Below are 22,115 nucleotides of genomic sequence, written 5' to 3' on the forward strand. Positions count from 1 at the left end.
TCGACTGTAACTTTCCCACCTCCGGCGCCGTCCTTGGTGCAGCACTGAAAACTCACGGAAGGACCCCTCCCATGACGATCGTCGTAACCGGAGCGACGGGCAACGTCGGGCGCCCGCTCGTCGCCGAGCTGCTCGCCGCAGGCGCCCACGTCCGCGCAGTCACCCGCGCACCCGACACCGCCGGACTTCCCGCTGGGGTCGAGGCGGTCCGATCGGCCGCCGACGCGCTGCTGGGCGCGTCGGCGATATTTCTCAATTCCCGCGCGCTGGGCGACGACCTGCCGCGGGTGGTCGCGGAGTGCGGGCGCGCCGGAGTCACGAAGCTGGTTGCGCTGTCGGCGATCAACGCCGACGACGACTTCTCGCGGCAACCGTCGCGCTTTCGCGGGGACCGCAACAAGGAGGTCGAACAGCTCGCCGTCGAATCCGGCCTGGACTGGGTGAGCCTGCGGCCGTCGGTCTTCGCGACCAACTTCGCCGGCATGTGGGGCGCGCAGATCCGCGCCGGCGACGTCGTGGCGGGACCGTACGCGGCGGCGTCTACGGCACCGATCGTCGAGCGCGACATCTCGGAGGTCGCCGCGCGGGCACTGCTCACCGATGAGCTTGTCGGCCAGCGGATCCCGCTGACCGGACCGCAGGCGTTCACCAACTCGGAGTTGGCGGAGGTCATCGGCGACGCCCTGGGTCGCCCGCTGCGCTACCAGGAGGTGCCGACGGAACTGGTGCGGCAGCGGTTCATCGGGATCGGATTCGGCGCCGACTTCGCCGACGCTTACATGGCCATGCTCGCCGAGACGCTCGACAAGCCCGCGCTGGTCACCCACGACGTGGAGAAGATTCTCGGTCGGTCGGCGACCCCGATCGCGCAGTGGGTTTCCGAGCACCGCGACCTGTTCGCCCAATCGAAAGGAGCCTGAGGTGTCCGAACCACGCCCGCCGCGCTACCTCAAGCCGATGAACAAGGTGATGATGGCGGTTCAGCGGCTCGGGATCCCCACCGGACCCGCCATGGTGCTCACGGTGCCCGGCCGCAAGTCGGGTCAGCCGCGCCGCACACCGATGACGCCCTTCGAATTTCGTGGCGGCCTCTATGTCGTGGCCGGCTATCCCGGCGCGGACTGGGCGGCCAACGCCCGCGCCGCCGGCAGCGGCATGCTGAGCCGGGGCCGGCGATCCCGCGAAATCAGGATCATCGAGCTCGACGCCGACGAGGCGCGTCCGGTGCTGCGTGCGTTCGCCACCGAGGTGCCGGTCGGTGTGGCGTTCGCGAAGCGCTCGGGCATGGTGCGCGACGGAACCGCCGACGAATTCGAGGCACTGGCGGGCCGGGTCGCCGTGTTCCGATTCGAGCCGAACGTCAAACAGCGCGAGAAATCTCGCTGATCGACGGCAAAGCTAACCCCGGACGGCGGCCTAACCTGGCCAGACGTAGCCTAGGGCAATGCGCGCCGCCTTTCACGAGCAGCTCGCTGCCCTCAATGAGCAGCTCGCTGACATGTGCGCGATGGCGGGCGCGGCGATGCAGAACGCCACCCAAGCGCTTTTGCAGGCGGACCTTGCGCTGGCCGAGCAGGTCATCGCGGAGAAGGGCCAGCTCGCGAAGCTGAGTAGCGACGCCGAAGATGCCGCGTTCGTGCTGCTTGCCCTGCAAGCTCCGGTGGCCGGCGACCTCCGAGCCGTGGTTACCGCGATCCGGGTCTGCGCCGATGTCGAGCGCATGGGCGGCCTGGCCGCACATGTCGCGAAAATCGTTCGCCGGCGCCATCCCGATCACGTTCTGCCCGAACAAGCCAACGGCTACTTCGCCGAGATGGGCCTCGTCGCAGCCGAATTGAGCAACGCCGCCGAGGAGGTCCTGCGGACCGGTGACCCCGAAAAGGCGCGCCTCATCAATGTCGAAGACGACTCGATGGACGACCTGCATCGCGAGCTGTTCACCGAGCTCATGGATCGCGAATGGGAACACGGCGTGGCCGCCGCGGTCGACGCGACCCTACTGGGCCGGTTCTACGAACGCTTTGCCGACCACGCCGTCGAAATCGCCAGGCGGGTAATCTTTCAGGCCACCGGCAGGCTCCCCGGCACGCCGGATTCCGTCGGCTAGCGTCAGGCGCCGCCGGGAATGACCCCGATTCTGGTGATGGCCTCGTCGACGGCGGTGAAATTCGCGCGACCCTTGATCCTCGACCATTTCTCGCGCTCGCGCGGGGCCTAATCGCCTGTCCGGGAGTCCGATTCATCCGTGTCGGCCCTAGACAAGCCAATCGGCCGTCCGCCGGCGCTAACTGCACACCAACTGAAAGAAACAGCTGTGTTACCAGCAGAAGAATCGCTTCGTTGGCGGGTTTTCAGCGGTGATCTCGCGGGAATCAGGGCAGGGTGTTCTGCTGCGGTGCTGCGGCGGGGGAAGTAGACCCGGGGAGAAAGCCGATGTCAGGATCACAGGACGCCGGTCAAAGGCGGCACGGTGCGATTTTCCGAGGGACGGTCCACGTCGTGGGCGCGGCGGAACCCAGCGGTTGGGTGTCTAAAGCCCTCTGCCGGGCCATCGACCCGGAGAGCCTCTTCGTACGAGGCGCCGCCCAGCGCCAGGCCGCGGTGGTGTGCCGCCACTGCCCAGTCATGCCGGAGTGCGGAGCGGAGGCGCTGGACAACCGGGTGGAATTCGGCATCTGGGGGGGTATGACCGAGCGCCAGCGGCGAGCCCTCCTCCTGCGGCACCCCGAAGTGGTGTCCTGGTCGGAATTCCTGAGCAAACAACGAAATCGCAGCGTCGGTTGACGCTGCACTACCAGACGATGGCGGCCATGTCGCGATTGTCCGAACAGACGCTGCGCACCGCCGCCTCGATGTCGGCGGCGGTGATGATCTGCAGGTCCTCGACGGTCACCGGCTGGCCCGACCGCTTCTGCGCGACGACCCGCGTATCGCGCAGCCCCTCGGCGCGCTCGATTACGTTGCGGGCGAACCGGCCGTTCTGCATGGCGTCGATCCCGTGCTGGCCGCCGGGAGTGGTGTAGTTGCGGATCGTCGTCGCCGCATCAAGGAACGCCTCCCGCGCGCCGTCGTCGAGCAGGCTGGCCCGCGGGTTCGCGTAGCGTTGCCCGATCTCGACGATCTCGGCGGGCGAATACGACTCGAAACGAAGCTTGCGGTTGAACCGGCCGGCCAAACCCGGGTTGACGGTGAGGAATTGGTCCACCTGGTCCTCGTAGCCCGCGCCGATGAAGCAGAAGTCGAATCGATGGGTTTCCAGCGCGACCAGCAGCTGGTTGACGGCCTCCATGCCGATCATGTCCGGCGTGCCGTCCTGGTGGCGCTCGATCAGTGAGTAGAACTCGTCCATGAAAATGATTCGGCCCAAAGACTTTTCGATCAGCTCGTTGGTCTTGGGTCCGGATTCCCCGATGTAGTGTCCGCAGAAGTCTGATCGGCGGACCTCCCGGATCTCGGGGTGACGCACGATGCCCATCCCGGCGTAGATCTTGCCCAGCGCCTCGGCGGTGGTCGTCTTGCCGGTTCCGGGCGGCCCCACCAGCAGCATGTGGTTGGTCTGCCCCTCCACCGGTAGCCCGTGCTCGAGGCGCATCATCCGCACCTCGAGCTGGTCTTCCAGCGCCGAGACCGCCTGCTTGACCGCCGCCAGGCCCACCTGCTTGGCCAGCAGCCGGCGGCCCTCGGCCAGGAGTTCGGCGCGCCGCTCGGCCGCGTCGGCGTCGTCGAGCTGCTCGCGGCTTTTCGCCGTCGCGGCGTCCCACTTGTCGGTGCGGCTGGCGATGGTCTGCTCGTCGGTCACCACCAATTGCAGGTTCGGGTCGGCCAGCGCCGCCTTCGCCGCATCGGTCAGCACCCCGTTGATGGTGGCCTTGGACAGCCAGACCTGGGCGCGGTCCTCCTCGTGCAGCTGGCGGTGCACCATGCCCCGCGCGTACGCCAAATCCGCCACCAGCAGCGGAATGTCAGCCGGGCCGATCGAGGCCGTCAGCACCTCGGCGCCGAACCGGCTCGAGGACGTGTTCTGGCCGATCACGTCGACGCGATCCAGCCAGTCGAGCGCCACCCGGCCCTGTCCGAGATGCGCGGCGGCGTGCGCGGCCAGCGCGCAGATCGACGCCGTAACCGCCGACATGATGATCGCCTGCGGCGGCAGCTCCTCCGCGGCCGTCAACAGCACGTCCGACCAGCGCTGCGTCGCGTACATCAGGAACGTCCGGGCCAGCTGATGCCACTGGAAGTTGCCCCACGAGTCGAGCAGCTCGCGGTTGGCCAAAAGCCGGTCCGCCTCGGCGTATTCGCCGGCGATCGTCAGTGCAGAGGACAGCGCCAGTCCCACCTGGGACGCGTCGGTGACCGTGATGCCGATGTAGGGGCCCAACTGCATCTCGGCCGCGAGCGTGCGGCCGATCCGGGTGGTCTCGCGGTGCAGCCATTCGCGGTGATGGTTGAGCCGTTTGAGCGACGCCAAGTCGTTGTCCCCGCAGGCGATCCGGCCGAGCCAGGCGTCCGCCATCGACGGGTCGGCTTCGGTGGCGGCGACGAATTCCGGCAACGCCGCGGCGCGCCCCTGCCGGTCCATGATCGTCATGGCGCGGTCGAAATGCCTGCGCGCCGTGAGCAAGTCCCCCATTGTCTGCACCGTCCTCAGGTCGCGAACGACATCGCGACCGACTCGAGGTTGACATAGCGGTTCTCCGCGCGGAACAGGTCCATGTCGACCAGCCACGTCTCCCCCGCCGCGGTGACTCGCACCGTCGCGCCACTCACCTGCTGGATGGCGACCTCGAACGCCTGCCCGTGGCCGTCGGGCAGCGCCGTGCCGGCCGGCGCAACCGTGATCACCGTCGCCGGCCGCGGCGCGGGCGAGATCGCGACATCCCTGGCGTCCGCACGGGCGAGCTCGACGACGCTGACGGTGGTGCGCGGCGCCGGCCGCGAGGTGCTGACGACGCTGACCACCGGCATCCGCACGCTGGCCCAGCGCTTCACGTCGCGGGTGTGCACGCAGACCCGTTCGCCGGCGCCGGCGGTGCGGATCACGATCCGTTTGGCGATCGCGTCGTCGGCGGCGACGAACACCCTCGACAGCTCCCCGGCGTCGGTGACCGGGATCATCAGACGGTCGCCGTTGCTCAACTTGCCCACCAATACCCCCGACGGCCCGATCTCCAGGATCAGGTTCTGCGGCAACGAACTTCGTCTCAGTCCCCGCAGCATGGGGCGCGGACCGCACATGTTGGCCGCCGCGGCGGCGGCCTGCTCACCGTTGAGCCGGCGCAGGACGACGCTCGGTGGGCTCGGCGCCTGCGTGGGTGTGCGCACGGTGACGGTTGCGGTGCACTCCCCGTCCGGATACACCGTCACGTTCTGGATGACCTCGTCGGCGCGCAGCGTCCACGCCTGCGCCAGCACGTGGGAGTTGATCGCCGCGGCCGGATACGCGTACGTCGTCATCCATCCGGCCTCGCCGCGGACGGCTTTCCACTTTTGCGTGGCGCCGGACACCGCGTCCCAGCCGAGCCGGCGATCGAGTTCGATAAGGTCGGTCGCGGTGGCCACCTTCGCCCGCAACCCGTGGCAGCGCAGCAGTCCGGCGATCCGTTGCGCCGCCGAAATCGCCGTCGCGCCAAGGGTTGTGCGCCACCGCAGCGCGTCGGTGTTGTCGATCACCGGCAGCCGCAGGATCAGCCACGTCTCGCGGCGGCCCGCATACGGCGGGGTGCCGATCTCCGCGTCGTACACCCGCGGATAGTCGCCGACGGTGCCGCATCGCGACCCGATCGAGACGACGCTGATCGAGTCGAGCTGCAGGCCGAGCGGGTGCCGCAGCAGCGGCACCAGGTCCACGACGTCGATCACGTTCTCGGTCTCGACGCTGACCGAGCCGGTCACCGTGGTGGCCCGGTGTGCTCTGCCGAGCAGCTGCACGGCCACCACCGCCACGCCGTCCTCGACGCGGACGCCGCCGCCGGATCGGTTGCTGGCCACCGTGATCGGCTCACTCCAGACGATGGGCCGCCGGCCCCGCCGCCACAGGACCGCCCATGACCACGACGGCTGGCCCCGCCACCGCACGAACACCACCGTGGCGCCCACCACCGCGGCCACCGCGGCGCCGATGTAGCCGCCCACCGCCCAGCCCGCCAGCGCAAGGAGGAACACCACCAGGATCCCGACGACCCGCCGGTTACTGCCCGGGGCGAACCCGGTGAGCCGCGACCTCATCGCGCCCTCCGCAGTCGCGCGCCGACGGCTACGACCAACACACCGGCGCCCACGAGGCCGAGGAAGCCGATCGCGATGTTGCGCGCGCGGTGATCCGGCGGCGGCGGGGGCGCGGGCGGCGTGATGACACGGGTTTGCGCGCCGGGGGGCAGCTTGTCGCCGGGAGGGATGTTGAACGTCAGGGCGGCGACCGGATCCACCAAGCCGTAGCCCACCTTGTTGTCGACGCCGGCCGGCGGGTTGTGGGCCGACTGCACGATCCGGTTGATCACCTGATGTGCGCTCAGGTCAGGGTATTTCGCGCGCACCAGCGCGGCGACGCCGCTGACGTAGGCCGCCGAGAAGCTGGTCCCCCAGAACGGCATGTTCTTTTCCCCCGGACGCGACGGCGGGTACGCGTTGACTGGCCCGCCGCCCTGGGGCGACAGGCCCATGATGTGGGTCGCGGGCCCGGCGACACCGACCCACGGACCCGACATGCTCTTGTCGATCGGGGCCCCGCCGGCGTCGACACCGCCCACCGACAGCACGTAGTCCGAGAACCACGACGGCGACGAGATCACCTTGACCTGGTGCCAGTCACGCGGATCCGCCGGGTCCAACGGGTCGAACATCGGGTTGTTGTCGCACCCGCCTTCCCCGTCGTTGCCGGCCGCGGCGACGATCACCGCGTCCTTGACCGTCGCCGCGTACCACAGCGCGGCGCCGAGCGCCCGCTGGTCGGTCGAGGACGCGGCCGGCAGGCACGAGGTCACCGAGATGTTGATCACCTTCGCGCCCATGTTCGCCGCGTGCACGACGGCGCGCGCCAAGGTATTTAGCGTGCCGGCCTTGACCTTCTCGTCCGAGTTCGGGTCCGCCGGAGGCGGATTCACCGGCTCGAAGGCCCGCGACGACTGGCGTATCGAGATGATGGTGGCGTGCGGGGCCACCCCGACCACCCCGTCGGGGGCTCCCGGCGGGGGCGGCGGCACCGCGGGTTCGTCCTCGGTTTGCGGGTCGGGCGGTCCGTTGGAGGGCGCCATCGCGCCGGCCTCCGGCGGTGGCGGCGGGGGCGGCGGCGGTGGCGGCGGGACGAGGGTGATCGTCACCGGTGGTGGCGGCGGTGGCGGTGGCGCCGGAGGCGGGACTTCGACGGGAGGCGCGGGCGCCCCGGCCGCCGGCGGGGGGGCGGCCGGCGGCGGGAAGGCCGGCGTGGGCGGGATCGGGCGCGGCATCGGCACCAGGCCCTGCGGTGCGGCCCCGATGATGGCACCGACGACGGTGCCGTGCGCGTCGCAGTCCGACAGGCCGTCCTCGCCCATGATGTAGTCCCCGCCGGGAACGACCGGCAACCGCGGGCTGGGCGTGATCCCCGTGTCGATGACCGCGACGGCAACCCCGTTACCGGTGCTGTATTGCCACGCATGGTTGATGTTGAGTAGGTCGAAGCCGGGCGCCAGCTGCGAGACGTCGGGCGTCTTCACGGTGATCGGCACCGAGCAGCTGTTGCCGCGACGCATCGGTTGGTCGGGTCGCGGGGGCCCGTCCGGGGGAACCAGGGCCGGGTCCACCTTGGGCGGTGAGATGGCTTGGGCGGCGGGAATATTGCCCGTGGTGGCGACCAGGATCAGGGCTGCGGTGATCGCGGCCGCCCGAGCGCACACCGGTTTCAGTGGCGAAGCCAAGTGAACAGCCCTCCCAAGGCCGCGGCGGCCGGCAGCAACACGATCATGGCCAGCACCTCGAGCCACTCCACGGTCAGCCGGATCAGCGGCCTGAACCGCGTCGCGGGCACCAAAAGCGCTGCGGCCAAACCCAATGCGGCGAATGCCACCACCAACGCGACCGGCCACACCAGGGCGGCTTCCAGGCTGCCGGGCCCGGCCAGCGCGTACTTGACGACACCGGCACACACCGCCGCGCACGCGCCACACACCAGCGCGACCGCCTGGTACTTGGCGGCGAATCCGCGGCCCTGGGTGATGAAGATGCCCACCACGAGACCGGCGACCAGCAGCGCCAACCACGCCCAGCGACGTCCCGGCGTCAGCACCCCCCAGACCGCGACCGGCAGCACGGCCGACACCCCGACGCACAGACCCACCTGGATCGCGTTGACCAACCGTGCCGAGGCGGCGATCGCGGCGCCGCGGGCGGTGATGTCGGTGAGTTCGTCGTCCTCGTCCTCGGTTTCCTTCGCGGTGACCGGCGACACCGTGTCCACGGGCATGCCCTCGCGGCGCGCGAAAAGGTCACGCCCCGTGATGGATCCGAAGTGCGGCGGCCGCACCCTCGCCACCCACAGCGCGATCGTCGGCGCCATCCGCACCAGCACCAGCAACCCGAACAAGACACAGATCGACAGCACCTGCACCGACACCGGCGCAAACATCCGGGCGGCGGCCACCGCGGCCGCGATCCCGCACATCGTCACCACCGCGGTTGCCGCCGCGGTCTGCCACCGCTTCCGCGTCGCGGCGCTGATCGCGATGGCGCCCAGGATCACCACCACGAGGCCGATCAGGGCGTGCGGGGCACCAAGTTTGCCGGGCGGCGCGCACGCGCCCGCCACCGCGACCAAAACCACCGTCAGCCAAGCGAACCCGCTGAACATGTCGCGACGCTGCGGCCATCCGGTGAACACGACGATCGACGCGATCGCCAGGAGCACACCGACCCCGCCGGCAACGGCCGCCGGGACCAGGCCGTCGGTGAAAGTGCGCTCCCGCAAGGTCAACCCGGCCACCACGCCGGCCGCCATCGCGGCGATCGCGATCGCCGTATGGGCGGCCGTCAACGCGGTCACGGGTGCGAACATCCGGTCCCCGCCGTCGCGGCCCAGCCACTTGCCCATGGCCGCCAGCGCCGTCGACAACGACTCGTATTGCGGCTCAAAGGATTCGCCGTCGACCCGCGGCACCAGCACCAGGGTGTCGCCGTCTTGGACGCCGAGCTCGTCGAGGCTCTTGTTGATGTCCAGGCGCACGCCGTTCACCTTGTGCAGCTCATAGCTGCCCGGCGGCAGCGCGACCCCGTCGAAGCCCTTGCGCTTCAGGTCGTCGCTGAGCAGTTCGACCATGCCCTCGAAGAAGCCCTCCACCGGCGTTCCCGCGGGGAACACCTGAGAGCACAGGTGCCTGTCGTAGGAAATGTTGACCGCACACCGCGCCGGGAAGGCGACCTTGTGGGGCGAGGTCACTGCTGGGCCCTCTCGGCGCCGGCATCGGGCACGTACTTGTCGGCCAGCGCGGCGGTGATCTCGAACAGCCGCAGCCGCGACTTCTTCTTCAACTCGTGGACCGTGTCGATGATCCCGCCCTTCGCCAGGTGGGGATCGAAAGGCATCACTTCCACGGTCGCGCCCACCTTGGTGAACCGCTCGGTCAGGTAGGCCAAGGCGTCCTTGTCGACCGCGCTGTCGGTGTGGTTGATGATCACCGTGCTGTGCGAGACCAGCTCGTGATAGCCCTGCGCGCTGAGGAAGTCGATCGCGCGCAGCACCGGCCGGGACCGGTCCGCGGTGATGCCGGAGACGAACACCAGGGTGTCGGTGTTGTCCAAGACCGTCTTCATGACGGGGTGCTCGAGGTCCGGAGCGGTGTCCACCACCATGACGTTGTGGGTGCGCCGCAGCCGCGCGAGGACTCCGGCGAACATCGCCGGCACCAGCGGCCGAGGCTGGTCGGACGTCCGGTTGCCGGCCAGCACGTCGAGCCCGACCACGTTTTGGCCCAGGTGTTCCCGGATGTCGGCGTAGCCCTGGACGTCGGTGTCGTTGATGATGGCGGTGTAGTCGCCGGGCGGCGACTCGTCGATGCGGTCCGCCAGCGTCCCGAAACCGGGGACCGCGTCGATCGCGATCACGTTCGTCGGGCGGCACTCGCGGAAGACACCACCGATGCATGCGGCCATGGTCGACACCCCGACCCCGCCCTTGCCCGAGACCAGCGTGATGACGAACTGCCGCCGGATGTGTCGCCGGATGCGCTCTTTTAATTCACGATAATGCCGTTCCCTCGGTGATTCCCCGAGGTTTATATTGCGGAAAGAAATGTTGTAAATGAATTTTCGCCAACCGGAGCCCGGTGGGATTTTTCGGGGTGCGGCTAAATCGGTAATACGCATTGTGTCCGATACCGAATCCCGGTGGCGCGCCGCTGGCGGTTCCCCCCGCCCAAGCCTCTCTTCGTCGTACATATTGGGGTCATTCCAAGAGGTCGTCACGACAGTCGACTCTAACATGATTTGGGATAGGCCGTTTACGCGATCAAACCCGCGAAGTGCATTAGCAGGCCGCTCGGGTTTGCCATTCCGAGGATTGGTTGTAACGCCTCTTTTGCGACGTTGTCAGACGACGCGCCGGTAGGAGTACCACTCCTCGCCGGCGGGCAGGCTTTGAATGAGCCGCTGCACGGCCGCACCGATGTCGCTGCGCGACCCCGGTGACAGAACCTGGTAGCGGCGTCCGCCCGACGTCACGCCTTCCACGCACAGCCGCCCGGCCATGGTGTCCATGATCGCGACCGATGAGTCCGCGATCGCAAAACGGGCCGTTTGATCGGGTCCGGCGCCGGCCTGCACCGCGATGATCGCCGCGTGCGCCGAACGTTCGGGATCGGCGGCCATCGTGAGGATGTGCAGCTGGTCGACATCCAAACGCTGTTTGAGCAGAAACGATTTCAGGCTGGCGGCGTCGTGCACCGACTCGAGCAGCTCCGCGCTATCCAAGGTCACCGGCCGCAGCGGCGCCGCTTCGGCGACCCCGCAGAGCCGTTCGACCTGGCCCACCACGAGCTCGGTGGCCGTGGCCGACTCGCTGGCGGTGCCCGCGGGGTAAAGCCGTACCAGGTCCCCGTGGCGTTCCAGCACCACCCACCAACTGGCGAACCGGCAGATTGCGGCGCGGGTGGGCTCGCGCCCCGGCACGTTGATCAGGAGCAGTAGCCCGAGGTCGCGCCGCAACAGGACGGTCATCCATTCCCGGATCATCGGGTCGGCGTTGCCGGACTCGTCGAGGGCTCCGCAGGCTTTCAGTTCGGCGACGACCGGGTGGCGCAGCGCCATCTCCGGGGTCTCCAGCCGCGGCAACAGCGGCCGGAGGCCCAGCTCGGGGCACAGCTGCTCCACCCCGGTCACCGCCTGCAACACCCACAGGCCGTCGATAGTCGTTGTCAGCACGCCAAATTCACCTCAGCCCACTCGCCACACATGCCGAAGGTGGGGCACATGCGGACCCGGCGCCCCACCTTGGTCACGCCCCCGAGGCGCCGAAACGCCTCCGGGGCAGGCGATTTCAGAACAGGTGGCCGATTTGGCGGTCGGTCTGGATAGCGGCCTCGAGCACGTGGCCGGTCGTCTGACCGTGCTGGCGCACCGTGTCGATGAGGCCCTGCAGCCCCGACAGCATTTGGTATTGCGCATCGAAGAATCCCATTGCGCCGACGCCGGCGAAGAATTCCTGAAGGGCGTTGGTCTTGTTCGCGACGTCGGCGTGAATGGCGTCGAGCTGGCCGGCGCGAGAACCCACGTCCGCGGCGAAATCGGCCACGGGCCCGGGGTTGTAAGCGATGGGATTTGTCATGGTGAATTCCTCTCTGAAGCGATACGGGGTCTCGATTAAGTGATGTTGTGCGCGGTGCCGCCGAACAGGGCGCGGAAGGCGGCTTGCGAGTCGGCCTCATGACCTTCCATCAGCGCCGCGGCCTGCTTGAGGCCCTCGGCCAGGCGCGTGCCGCCCGTCAAGATCTTGTTGAGGTCGTTCGACACCTCGGAAGCCGTGACATGCGAAGCGACAACGGCGTCACCCGACCATGTCGCGGGGTTCATCACGTTTTCCTGGTTTGCGAGGTAGCCCTGCGCGATCGCGATGGCATGCTCCATGTGCGATTGGATCGCATCGCTCGTGCTGCGCAGCACGTCTCCGTCCACACGAATTGACACGGTTGCCTTCTCCTTCTCCGGCTAACGGTTTCCTTTTGTTTTGTTGTTTCCCCTGTGCCTCCCCGGGGGGATGCGTCGAAGTGTATGGCGGCTGTTCAGATGTGTCGATTCACCCTCTGATCAGGCCGTTTCAAACTCTTTCGTCGACGACGCGGACCGTGGCGGGCTGCTCGGACTTCCTGTGGGACCCACCGTGTCCGCCGGCCGCATGGCCCACCGGCATGCCGCCGACACCCGTACCGCCCGCCGTCGTCGTCGTCGGGGAGCGCACCGATTCGGCACCCAGCGCCCCGCTGGGCCGCAACCCCACCGGGCGACCACTGCTGCCCGGCTCGAACGCGCTGACCGGCCGGGTGAATGTGGTCGCGGGCATGCCGCCGCCGCCGAGCGAGGCCCCTCCGCCGCCGAGGCCGCCCGCCGCCCCGGGCGCCGCGGAAACCGCGCTGACCGCCGAGGCGGGGGTAGCGGCACCGGCGCCAAGCGCGCCGGGATTGGCGAACATGCCCATCATCGACTGCAGCGGCTGCATCGCGCTCATCGGCGCCTGCATCAGCTGCGACGGTGCCTGCAGCGCCTGCGGGACCGCACCCATCATCGACTGCAGCGGCTGCATGAACGTGCCGATTTGGCTGCCCATGTCCTGGCCGCCCGCCGCGGCCTGACCGGCGCCCGTGGTGCCGGACTGCGCGCCCTGGAAGGCAGAACGCATGCCGTCGCCCGCCGCGGCATCGGCGGCCGCCTGACCGACCGCCGAGGCCGCCTCTGCGGGGGCCGCCGGCGAGGCGCCCATTGTGGCCAACGGCGGTGGTATTGCCAAACTTTCGGCCAGCGCCGCGAGCACGGCGCCGTAGGTGGCGCCCGTCGCGGAGTTGTTCGGCCACATCACCCCGTAGTACTCGAACTCGAGCGAGCCGATGCGCGGCGTCAGCGCCCCGAACACGATCGGGTTGATGTGGTAGTCGGTGGCACATTCGACGCGGTTCGCGGTGCACTCCGGCTCCGGGCGCATCGCGGCGTTGGCCGTCTGATAGGCCGCGATCGCCGCCGAGACCACCGCCGGCTTCATGTCCACCCAGCCGGCCAAGCCATGCAGCGACGCGTTGAGCGCGGTGGCGCTCGCGGCCGAGCCCACCGACCCCATGCCCAGCCAGCCCGCCGAGGTGACGACGGTGTTGATCATCGACGCGCTCGCCGAAGCGTGGTGGCTGGCGCCCACGGCGGTCCAGGCGGCTCCGTTCGCCAACATCGTGGCCACGCCGGTCCCGAGCTTGAGCAGGAGGTCGTTTGCTTCGGGTGGACGCGCCGCCCACCCAGGATCAGGCATGAGCGCCGCTTACAGCCCGAGCGCCAGGCTGCGCGCCGCCTCGGTCGCGGTGTAGACGCACGACGCGACGCTCTGCGTTCCCGCGAACAACCCCCGCTGCACCGCGTGCTCCTGGACCACACCCAGATAGGCGCCACCGCACGCGTTCAGAGCCGTGCTGAAAAGGGCCGAGTCGGGGTCGTTGCCCATGGGCAGAGTGCCCAGCAGTGCGGGCGCGGCGGACGCGGCCGCCCCTTCGACTTCCGCGCTGATTGCCGATTCCGCCCCGGCTGAGCCCAAGACAGATTCGGGCTGTACGAAGAACGACATAATTTCCCTCCGAACGCTCTCGCAGGCGAATCACTGCGAATGTCGATCAGTCTAGTGCCTGCGAGCAGATCGCGTATTCACAATTCCTATCCGCCAATCTCAGGCCACCAAATTCTCTTGGCGACCCTGTTCAGAGCCGTTGTACTTGCGTCTAATTAATGTCACTTGCAGCGCAGAGATCGCTGGGGCCACTTCTGTAACGTGCGTCACTCTCGGTGCCCTGGACCGAAATTGGCATTTTCACTGCGGGTCGGTTTCACAATTAATTGCACCGAATTCATTGGGCTTTATTATCCGGCGAATACGGACGGCACCCCGACCAAAATCCCCTCGACGTCGGACTCGTCGGTCACCAGCAAGCCGCGTCCGGGCGGCAACACTTGTGCGCGAAGGATCCGATTGATTTTGTTCTGCGGATCGTTGTCCATGTAAAGCTGCGCTACTTTCGCCGACGTTTGATACCTAATCCACGGGTCCATCTGCAGCGTCGCCCAGTTGGTGCTGTTGCGCGTTGTGAACACGTGCAAGCCGATCTGGCGGGCGCGTTCCATCAGCATCCACAGCGCCGCGCCCACCGGTCCCGTCGCCGGGTAGCTCTGCGTCTGCGCCGTCCGCAGGTCCTGGACGTCGTCGATGAGCACGAAGTGCCGGGTCCCCTCCCACGGCTTGAGCGCGCGCAGCTCCTCCTGGCTGAGGCCCTTGGGTGGCAACCGCGGCAGCAGGACTTGCTGGGCCAATTCGGTGATGACCCGGTCGATCTCGTCCTGGTCGTAGGCGTAGGCGCGCACATAACCCGGGGCATGCAGGTCCCGTAGGCCATGTGGGGCGGCCTTGGGGTCGATCAGCGTCAGTTGGGCCTCTTCGGGACTGAACCGGCTCATGACCGCCTCGCCGATGGCCACCAGCGACATGCTCTTTCCGCAGCCTTGCCGGCCGAGAATCATCATGCCGGGGCTCTCCGACAGCCGCAGCGGCACGGGGCCCAGCTGGTGGCGCTCGCCGATCGCGAACGCGATCGACAGGTCCTCGGCGCCGGCGTGCGCCGCCAGAATCGCGCTCAGCTCAACGCGTTCCGGCAACCGTTGCAGGACCGCGTGCTTGGTGACCCCGGCGACCTCGGCGATGCGCGCGCCGACGTCCGGGGTGTCCACCAGCGTGCGGGTCGCCGGGTCGACCACCTTGGGAAGGCCGACCAGCAATTCGTGCAGCGAGTCCGTCAGACCAAAACCGGGGCGGTTCACCGTCCGACGGGCAGCCTCGCGCGACTCGATCGCCGAGTGGCCCATCTGACTCTCGCCCGGCTCGGCCAGCCGCAGTTGGATGCGCGCGGTGGCGTTCTGCAGCAGCTTCTGCCGCTGCCCGTGAATCCAGCCGCCGGCACTGCACATCACGTGCACCCCGTATTCGGGACCGCGGCTGCTCAGCGAGATGATGCGATCGCCCAAGAGCATGTCTTTGGTGTAGAGGTCGTCGTAGTCGTCGACCACCACGAAGACATCGCCGAACGGGTCGTTCGGATCGGTCCCGCCCAGGCCGTCGCTGCCCGGTCCGAACCGCCGCTCACGGAACCCGTCGAGGTCGATGTTGGCGCGCCGGAATGCGTCCTCGCGGGCGTCGATCAGCGCGTCCATGCTGCTCAAGATGCGCTCGATGCCCTCGGTGTCCTTGGGCGACACGATGTCCGCGATATGCGGTAGGGACCCGATCTGGGCCATGGTCGCCCCGCCGACGCAGAAGAACGTCACCCGCGATGGCGTGTACATCAACGCCGCCGAGCACATCAGCGTCATCATCGTGGTCGTCTTGCCGCGCTGTTTGGCGCCCACCACGATGATGTTGCTGCGCAACGCATCAACGGAATACACGACCTGTTTGGATTCTTCGGGGATGTCCATGATGCCGACCGGGAACACCAGGCCCGGGTTGCGTCCGTAGTCGACGTGCCACGGCTTTCCGCGCCACCCCGACACCAGGGAGTCGACGGGCTCGGGCTGCTCCAGCGGCTCGAGCCATGGCCGGCGCGGCGCCCGGTGCGGCACCTCGTGCAGCGACTCCCGCAGCACATCCACGATCTTCTTCTTCTTGAAACCGTCGTCGTGTAAAAGGAATTCGTCGGGTTCCTCGTCGGTGGCCGACGCCGCCTCCAACGCCGCGGCGTCCGCGGAGTCAAGCGGCTGATATTGCCAGTTGTAAAGCCGGGGCTGCGTCAGGGTCATGTCCACGGTCCGCACCACCTGGCTCTTCTTGGGCAGGACGAACGGCGCGGACAGGTAGAAGCAGCGGAACGGCTCCAGGTCGCGGGGACCCACCTTGAGCAGCGCGAAACCGTTTTCCTTCGACGGCAGGTGGTAGGCGGCGTCGGTGCCGATAACCTCGCGGCTGTCGTCGCCGGATTCGGCGCGCAGCGCGATGCGAAATGCGATGTTAGACTTGACTTTCTGCAGCGACGACAGGTCCAGCCGCTGGCCGCCCAGCATGAAGAAGACGTTGGCGCCGCGGCCTTCCTGACCGATGTGGATGATCAGGTTGATCCACTTGTCGTGGTTGGCGAACAGCTCGAGGTATTCGTCGACGATGACCAGCAGCACCGGCACCGGCGGCAGATCGCGACCGGCCAGGCGGATCTCCTCGTAGTCGTTGGCGTCCCGCGCCCCCACCGACGTGAAAAGCTCGTAGCGCTGCTTGATTTCACCGTCGATGACCCGGCGCATCCGCTCGGCCAGGTGCCGCTCGTCCTTGCCGAGGTTCGACAGCGCGGCCACCACATGGGGGATGCCCAGGATGTCCTGGGCCGCCGATTCGAACTTCATGTCGACGAAGATCACGTTGAACGTCTCGGGTGAGTGCGTCAGCGCGATGCCGTACACCAACGACAGGAAGAACTCCGACTTGCCCGAGCCGCTGGTCCCGATGACCACCGAGTGAAATCCGAAGCCCCCGAAGTCCTTTGCGCGGATGATCACGTTCTGCAGCTCGCCATTCGGCTTGGCACCCACCGGGATCTCGCACCACCGCTCGTCGCCGCGGCCGCGCCGCTCGGCCCACAGCCGGTCGACGTCCAGGTCGCGGGGGTCGCTAATCCCCAGCGCCCGCAGTAGCTCGGCCGCGCCGCTGGCCGAATCGGCGATCTCGGCGCTGCTGGTCGGTGACCACCGCGCCATGGAACGCGCGTACCGGTAGGCCCTCGGGACCGACAGCTGGTCCGCGTGGGCGAAGAACTTCCCGCCGGTGCGCAGGAGCGGAGCCGGGCGGGTGTCGTCGTCCGCGCCGCCGTCGCCGTTGCGGCGGGACATTTCCGCGCCGTTAGTTGCAGCGTCAACGGCGGTGTGTCGCTCGCTCATTTCGTAGAGCTGGTCCCTGTCGAACCCGACCCCGATGCCGGGCCGAGAGGCTATGCGCAGCACCGTGATTCCGGCCTTGCCGACTTGGCCGACCACGCTCTCCCACGCCTCCGGGCTGCCGGTGTTGTCATCGACGATCACCCAGTGCGGGCCGAGCTCGGCGCCGGCGTCGGGCTGGGCGGTCTCCAGGGTCGAGCCGAGGGTGGTCGGACTGGCCGCAGCCAACGGCGTCCACTGGCCGCGCCTGCCCTTCATGTGCAGCTCGCCGCCCAGCGACGCCTCGAGCTCCTCGGGGGTGGCGAAGATCAGGCGCCGCCACCCGCACGCGTCGAACAGCTCGTCGTGCAGGTTGTGCGGTAACCACACCATCCACGACCACAACTCGGGGTTGCGGGTGACCACCATCAACTTGACGTCACGCGGGTTGTGGAACACCGCGAGCGAGCACAGCACCGAGCGCATCAGGGATCGGACGCGGTTCAGGTCCTCGCCGACGAAGCTGAAGCCGGGCGCCGAGCGCAGGTTCACCACCTTGGCGATGTCGCGAATCTTGCGTTGTTCCAAGATGAAATCGCGGAGCGCCTGGCCGGTGACCGGCTCCAGCTCCTCGTCGGAGGCGATGTCGGGCCACGTGACCGACAACACCGAATCGGGGGCGTGCTGCACGCCGGTGCCGAGGCGCACTTCCAGGAAGTCGACGTCGCCGCAGCCGCGCTCCCACATCCGCGGACCACCGATGATGGCTCCCAGCCCGCGGGGATCGGAATGCACCGATTGCTGCCAATGGCGCTGCGCGCATACCGCGGTCTGGATCTCATCGCGGTTGCCGTCGAGGTCGCGCAGGTAGCGCCGGCGGCCCTTTTCCAGTTCCCCCCAGGTGATTTTGCGCGCACGGCCGAACCGGCCCGAAAACGCCAGCATGCTGAAGGCGCCGATGCCCATCAACGGGAAGAACCCCGTTGACAGGCTGCGCACGCCCGAGACGTAGAGCATGACGACCGTGCCGATCAGCGCGACGATCAGCGCCGGAACGCCGATCATCACCCAGATGTTGCGCGGTTCGCGCTCGGGCAGGGCGATCGGCGCGTTCGGCGCCACCCGAACGGGTTTCGGCGGCTGGATCTTGACCCGGTTGATGGGGAACGCTCTCTTGGACACCCTCTAGCCTCCCGCCCTTGCCGATGTCGTCACCACGGTCGCCTGCCCCGTCGCGGGCACCGTGTCGCGCGCCACCAACGCCGCCTGTTGCGACAACGCCGGGCCCGCGGCAAATGTCCGCAACAACGGCCACGGCGCCTGAACCGCCATCGCCGGATCCAGCCCCAGCGCGCGCAGGGTCGAATCGTCCGAAGCGATGCCGAACCGCACGCCGTTGTCGGCCACCCAGAACAGCGATTCCCTTGAGTCGCTGGTGATCACGCCGCTCGTCGATATCACGAAGTTGGCCGCACCCGGCAACACCAGCACCTGATTGGCCACGACGGATGCCGGGTCGCGGTCGTCGCGGACCAGGCGCACGATCCGGTTGTCCATCGGCGAGGGCGCGGGAAGCCCGCGCCCGTTGTAGATGGCGACGCGGGCCTGCGGATCCGTCGACGCCTTCTCCCACCCGACGCACGTCGTCGGATTTGCCGCGGAGTCAATGAAATTCAGATGGCCCGTGGGGTAGTAGTCCACCGTCAGCGAACTCACCTCGGGGATGTTGACCAGGACGTCCGGTGTGACCGTCCGCGGCGACGCCGACCCGTAGGAGTTCGCACTGCGCAGCAGATCGGCCACGAAGCCCCCCACCTTCTGCACGCCATCGGCGAGCAACACATAGAACTGGCTGCCGCCGCCGGCGGTTTGGGCCTGCAGCACCGCTCCCACCTGCGAGCCGGGCAGCCACCTCGACGGGGTTCCGGCCTCGGGGACCTTGGGGACGCGGAGCGGTTCCGTGGCGGGCATCCCGTCGAACAGCGCACGCGAGATCTCTACGGGCACAGTGACTCCCGGATCAAGGCCCAGGCTTAGCGTCACCGCCCTGTCGGAGGGATCGATTTGCGAGCGTTTCCCGCCCCAGATCACATAGGTGGCGCCCTGAAACGTCGCCAGCAGCCCCGCGTCCTTTGCCATGGGGACGGCGCGGCCGCCGAAGAGCTGGCCCGCGATGGAGGTCACAACGGGTTTGTCCGCGGTGCGCGGCCTACCCGCCGTATCGCACACCGCCCACGCCGAAACCGCGCCCCGGTTCACATGCATTGCCGCCGGCGCGCCCGGGATCCCGACCAGCGGCCCGGTCGGATACTTGGCGATCTCGGCGGGCTTCACCCACGTCGGCTGCCCGGCGGTGCCCGTCGCCAGCCGCGCCGAGGTCAAATTGAGTGCCGGGTACAACCTGCCTTCGATGCGCGCGTAGATGGCCCCGGATTCGCGATCGCCGATGATCGCCGAATCACCTACCACGCCACTGGGTTTGATCACATTGAGCAGCACCATCCAGCCCGACGCGATGGCCACCAGCACGACCGACAGCACCAGAGCCGCGGTCTGCTTGCGGTCGTCGTGCTTCATTCGCACCGAGAAGCGCGTCGTCGCCGCCCGCAGCCGACGGTTGTAAAACAAGTGACCCGAATTCTGGTCGCGGTTGGACAAACTCAACGGCATTGTTCAGTAGCCCCTTGGTCCGCGGCGCGGATCGGCCTGCTGGATCCGTTCGGCCAAATCCGACGCGTCGGCGGCGACGCCGTAATGGCGTTGTGCGTAGTTGATGAAGGCGCAGGCCTGCGCGACCAGGTCGTGGATGCTCGCCGACGTGCCGGGTTGGTGATAGGCGGCGAAGGTCGGGGCGATGAACTGCCACGCACCCTTGCTGGGCGTGCCCCGCGCGGCGTTGGAGTCCCCGTTGTTTTCGGCGTAGGCGTCGTAGTTCGATTCGCGGCGGGCCACCAGGTCCATGCCGCGCTCCCAGCGGGCGCGGGCCAACGGGTCATGAATGCCCTTGATATCCAGGGCTTTACGGATCGCCGTCAGGACCGCGGCGCGGCCGCTGCCGACGTTGTCGTGGCGATGGCCGTAGCGCAGGCGCCGCAGGCGCAGTGCCAACATCCGAGCGCGTGCCCGCGCCCGCACAATGTGCCCGTGCTGCGCACGCAACCGACCGGCCATGCGGGCCATCGCCTCACGCCGGCCAAGTGGCGTGTCGGTCGCCGCCGCGGCATCTGCCCTTGCCGCGTGCAGGTTGAGTCCCGTCGCGGTCTTCGCTTGAAAGTGGTCGGCGCGTGCCGCCGCCAGGATCGCGGCCAGCGACCCGTCGGACTCAGCGAGCCGTCGCAGTCTCGCCGCAGAGGTGGCCGACCGGGTCGTCACCTGCCGTATCCCATCGGCGTAGGCAGGCAGCTGCGCGCGCGTTTCGCCGGCGTCGTGGCCGGGATCGCCGCCGGCGAAGAGGCGGTGGCCCCGCGACAAGGCGGCCACCGCGTGCGTCATCGCGGGATCATTCAACGATTCCCCCACCGTAATTCCGATCGAAATCGGCCTGCGCTTCTTCGCGCAATGCCTCGAAAACCATATTCAGTCGGTCCATCAACTCCCGGCACGAGTAGGACGTCACCACGTGGGGGGCCAACGACAGGCCGGTGAGCCGCCCGTCGGAATTGCACACCGCGTAGACGTCACCAACGTCGGCGGTGAAAGTCACCGACTCCTGGGCGGCCAGCACGGCCTCCCATTTCTCGAAATTCGCCTTTAGATCGGCCAAGACCTGGTCGACCAATGCCTTATCCGCCGCCGCGTCGGGGCGCGCCGCATCCGTATCGGACACCTCAGCCACAACTCCCATAACTTCTGGCCCACGTGCCGGTTTGGCCGCCCCGATCCACACGCGCCCCCTTGCCGTCTGTCGCTGCCACCGCGGTTGGTAATGGCCGCACGGTCATGACATTACTGCCGCTAGGGGGTAGCGACTACTCATCTTTTGGGCGGTATTGGGGGTCATCGCGTGGACGCAATTGGAAATGCAATTCAAAGCCGACATTTCTCCGATCAGCACCGAGGATTGCCGTTTTCAGCGCTTGTTTCTGGGATTAATCCTGGGGCTCTTCGTCCGTCGGCACGATCACGATCCGCCGGTTGGGCTTGGCGACGACGGGCGGTTTGCCGTCAGCGGACTTCGTGACGGGAACGCTCGGCGGGACCGTCAAGCGGCCCTTGACCGGCTGGCCGTTGGGGACGCCCGGGACGGTCACGCGCTTTTCCGCGGGCTTGTCCTTGTTTCCGTCACCGCCCGCTCCCATGGCGCCGGGCATCATCGGCATGCCGGTCATGCCCATCGGACCGGTCTGCGGCGGCATCCCACCGGTCTGCGTCACCGACACCGGTTTGACCGACGCCGCCGCGGGGGTGGTCGGAGGCGACGACGACGGAACGGGTGGCGGCCCCATGAATCCCGTCGGGGTGGTGCCACCGCCGGCGCCGCCACCACCGCCACCCACACCGGCGTCACCGCCGCCGGCGCCGCCGAATCCGGGTTCTTCCGCCGACATGTCGGTCAGCGCGGCCGCGGCCTCGCCGCCCTTCGCGGCTCCCATCAGCGGCTGAATCGCGCTCTGGGCGGCCTGCATCGCCTGTTGCGGAAGCTGCGTGAGCGGCCCCATGACGCCACCGAGTGCGCCCGTGAGCGAACCTGCGATCCCGGAGGCCATCTGCGGGATCATCTGTGCGATCTGCTGGAACTGCTGTGAGGACTGCGCCTCGTTGGCGGGGAACTTCTGCGCGGCGTCGAGCGCGTGAGCGCGACGATCGGCATCGCCTTGGACGCTGGATGCTTGGTCGCCACCTACGCCGAGATTGCCGGCGGCTGCCAGTGCGGCCTGGGCGCCATCAGCGGGCGCGCCAACTCCCGGAGGAAGGCCGTTCGGCATTATCGGCGGTGGTGACTGTGGCGCCCCAGCTATCCCAGCGAAGTCCGCTGGAGTCGCCTTGAAGCCCCCGCCCGTCATTTTCGCACCTCAAAA

General features: G+C 68.2%; 19 protein-coding genes. 4 read left to right on the top strand and 15 right to left on the bottom strand.

Annotated features, from left to right (window positions below; translation table 11 throughout):
• The first annotated feature begins 71 nt into the window (after positions 1-71).
• From AC5Y7V_RS01110 to AC5Y7V_RS01125, 4 genes are all read left to right on the top strand, one after another.
• Positions 72-920 (top strand): NAD(P)H-binding protein, encoded by an 849-nt coding sequence (locus AC5Y7V_RS01110; RefSeq protein ID WP_499878212.1) that lies wholly within the window; start codon positions 72-74, stop codon positions 918-920.
• Position 921: 1 nt separating this feature from the next.
• Positions 922-1,386 (top strand): nitroreductase family deazaflavin-dependent oxidoreductase, encoded by a 465-nt coding sequence (locus AC5Y7V_RS01115; protein WP_499878213.1) that lies wholly within the window; start codon positions 922-924, stop codon positions 1,384-1,386.
• A gap of 58 nt (positions 1,387-1,444) precedes the next feature.
• A complete protein-coding gene (gene phoU / locus AC5Y7V_RS01120; protein WP_499878214.1) occupies positions 1,445-2,107 on the top strand; it encodes a phosphate signaling complex protein PhoU in 663 nt (220 codons plus the stop codon).
• Positions 2,108-2,433: 326 nt separating this feature from the next.
• Complete coding sequence (locus AC5Y7V_RS01125) at positions 2,434-2,784, top strand: WhiB family transcriptional regulator (RefSeq protein WP_499878215.1); 351 nt, start codon at positions 2,434-2,436, stop codon at positions 2,782-2,784.
• 7 nt (positions 2,785-2,791) lie between these two features.
• Here the strand turns inward: AC5Y7V_RS01125 and eccA are convergent, their stop codons facing one another.
• From eccA to AC5Y7V_RS01200, 15 genes are all read right to left on the bottom strand, one after another.
• Entirely contained in the window at positions 2,792-4,630 is a 1,839-nt protein-coding gene (gene eccA, locus AC5Y7V_RS01130) for a type VII secretion AAA-ATPase EccA (RefSeq protein ID WP_499878216.1), read from the bottom strand.
• Positions 4,631-4,644: 14 nt separating this feature from the next.
• Positions 4,645-6,225: a type VII secretion protein EccE gene (gene eccE, locus AC5Y7V_RS01135; protein ID WP_499878217.1), complete on the bottom strand. Its 1,581-nt coding sequence runs from the start codon at positions 6,223-6,225 to the stop codon at positions 4,645-4,647.
• Positions 6,222-7,892: a type VII secretion-associated serine protease mycosin gene (gene mycP / locus AC5Y7V_RS01140; RefSeq protein ID WP_499878218.1), complete on the bottom strand. Its 1,671-nt coding sequence runs from the start codon at positions 7,890-7,892 to the stop codon at positions 6,222-6,224. Before mycP ends, eccE begins: the two co-directional genes overlap by 4 nt.
• The gene (eccD, locus tag AC5Y7V_RS01145; RefSeq protein ID WP_499878219.1) at positions 7,877-9,406 is read right to left on the bottom strand and encodes a type VII secretion integral membrane protein EccD; all 1,530 of its coding nucleotides are present in this window, start codon (positions 9,404-9,406) and stop codon (positions 7,877-7,879) included. Before eccD ends, mycP begins: the two co-directional genes overlap by 16 nt.
• On the bottom strand, positions 9,403-10,431 hold the full coding sequence (locus tag AC5Y7V_RS01150; RefSeq protein WP_499878220.1) for a MinD/ParA family ATP-binding protein: 1,029 nt from the start codon (positions 10,429-10,431) through the stop codon (positions 9,403-9,405). Before AC5Y7V_RS01150 ends, eccD begins: the two co-directional genes overlap by 4 nt.
• Positions 10,432-10,554: 123 nt before the next feature.
• Positions 10,555-11,385, bottom strand: a complete 831-nt coding sequence (locus tag AC5Y7V_RS01155; RefSeq protein WP_499878221.1) for an ESX secretion-associated protein EspG — start codon at positions 11,383-11,385, stop codon at positions 10,555-10,557.
• Between the two features lie 115 nt (positions 11,386-11,500).
• The gene (locus AC5Y7V_RS01160) at positions 11,501-11,788 is read right to left on the bottom strand and encodes a WXG100 family type VII secretion target (RefSeq protein ID WP_067007152.1); all 288 of its coding nucleotides are present in this window, start codon (positions 11,786-11,788) and stop codon (positions 11,501-11,503) included.
• A 35-nt stretch (positions 11,789-11,823) separates the two neighbouring features.
• Positions 11,824-12,135 carry a WXG100 family type VII secretion target gene (locus AC5Y7V_RS01165; protein WP_499878222.1) on the bottom strand — a complete coding sequence of 104 codons (312 nt, stop codon included), beginning with the start codon at positions 12,133-12,135 and terminating at the stop codon, positions 11,824-11,826.
• Positions 12,136-12,277: 142 nt separating this feature from the next.
• Positions 12,278-13,471 (bottom strand): PPE domain-containing protein, encoded by a 1,194-nt coding sequence (locus tag AC5Y7V_RS01170; RefSeq protein ID WP_499878223.1) that lies wholly within the window; start codon positions 13,469-13,471, stop codon positions 12,278-12,280.
• A gap of 9 nt (positions 13,472-13,480) precedes the next feature.
• On the bottom strand, positions 13,481-13,780 hold the full coding sequence (locus AC5Y7V_RS01175) for a PE domain-containing protein (protein ID WP_499878224.1): 300 nt from the start codon (positions 13,778-13,780) through the stop codon (positions 13,481-13,483).
• A gap of 290 nt (positions 13,781-14,070) precedes the next feature.
• Positions 14,071-18,279, bottom strand: a complete 4,209-nt coding sequence (gene eccCa, locus AC5Y7V_RS01180) for a type VII secretion protein EccCa (protein ID WP_499878225.1) — start codon at positions 18,277-18,279, stop codon at positions 14,071-14,073.
• Positions 18,280-18,282: 3 nt separating this feature from the next.
• Complete coding sequence (gene eccB, locus AC5Y7V_RS01185; protein WP_499878226.1) at positions 18,283-19,767, bottom strand: type VII secretion protein EccB; 1,485 nt, start codon at positions 19,765-19,767, stop codon at positions 18,283-18,285.
• A gap of 3 nt (positions 19,768-19,770) precedes the next feature.
• Positions 19,771-20,589: a hypothetical protein gene (locus AC5Y7V_RS01190; RefSeq protein WP_499878227.1), complete on the bottom strand. Its 819-nt coding sequence runs from the start codon at positions 20,587-20,589 to the stop codon at positions 19,771-19,773.
• A gap of 7 nt (positions 20,590-20,596) precedes the next feature.
• Complete coding sequence (locus AC5Y7V_RS01195; protein WP_499878228.1) at positions 20,597-20,932, bottom strand: DUF2710 family protein; 336 nt, start codon at positions 20,930-20,932, stop codon at positions 20,597-20,599.
• 253 nt (positions 20,933-21,185) lie between these two features.
• On the bottom strand, positions 21,186-22,100 hold the full coding sequence (locus tag AC5Y7V_RS01200) for a hypothetical protein (protein WP_499878229.1): 915 nt from the start codon (positions 22,098-22,100) through the stop codon (positions 21,186-21,188).
• Between the last annotated feature and the right edge of the window lie 15 nt (positions 22,101-22,115).

The sequence above is a fragment of the Mycobacterium sp. NGS34 genome (genome assembly GCF_059812845.1).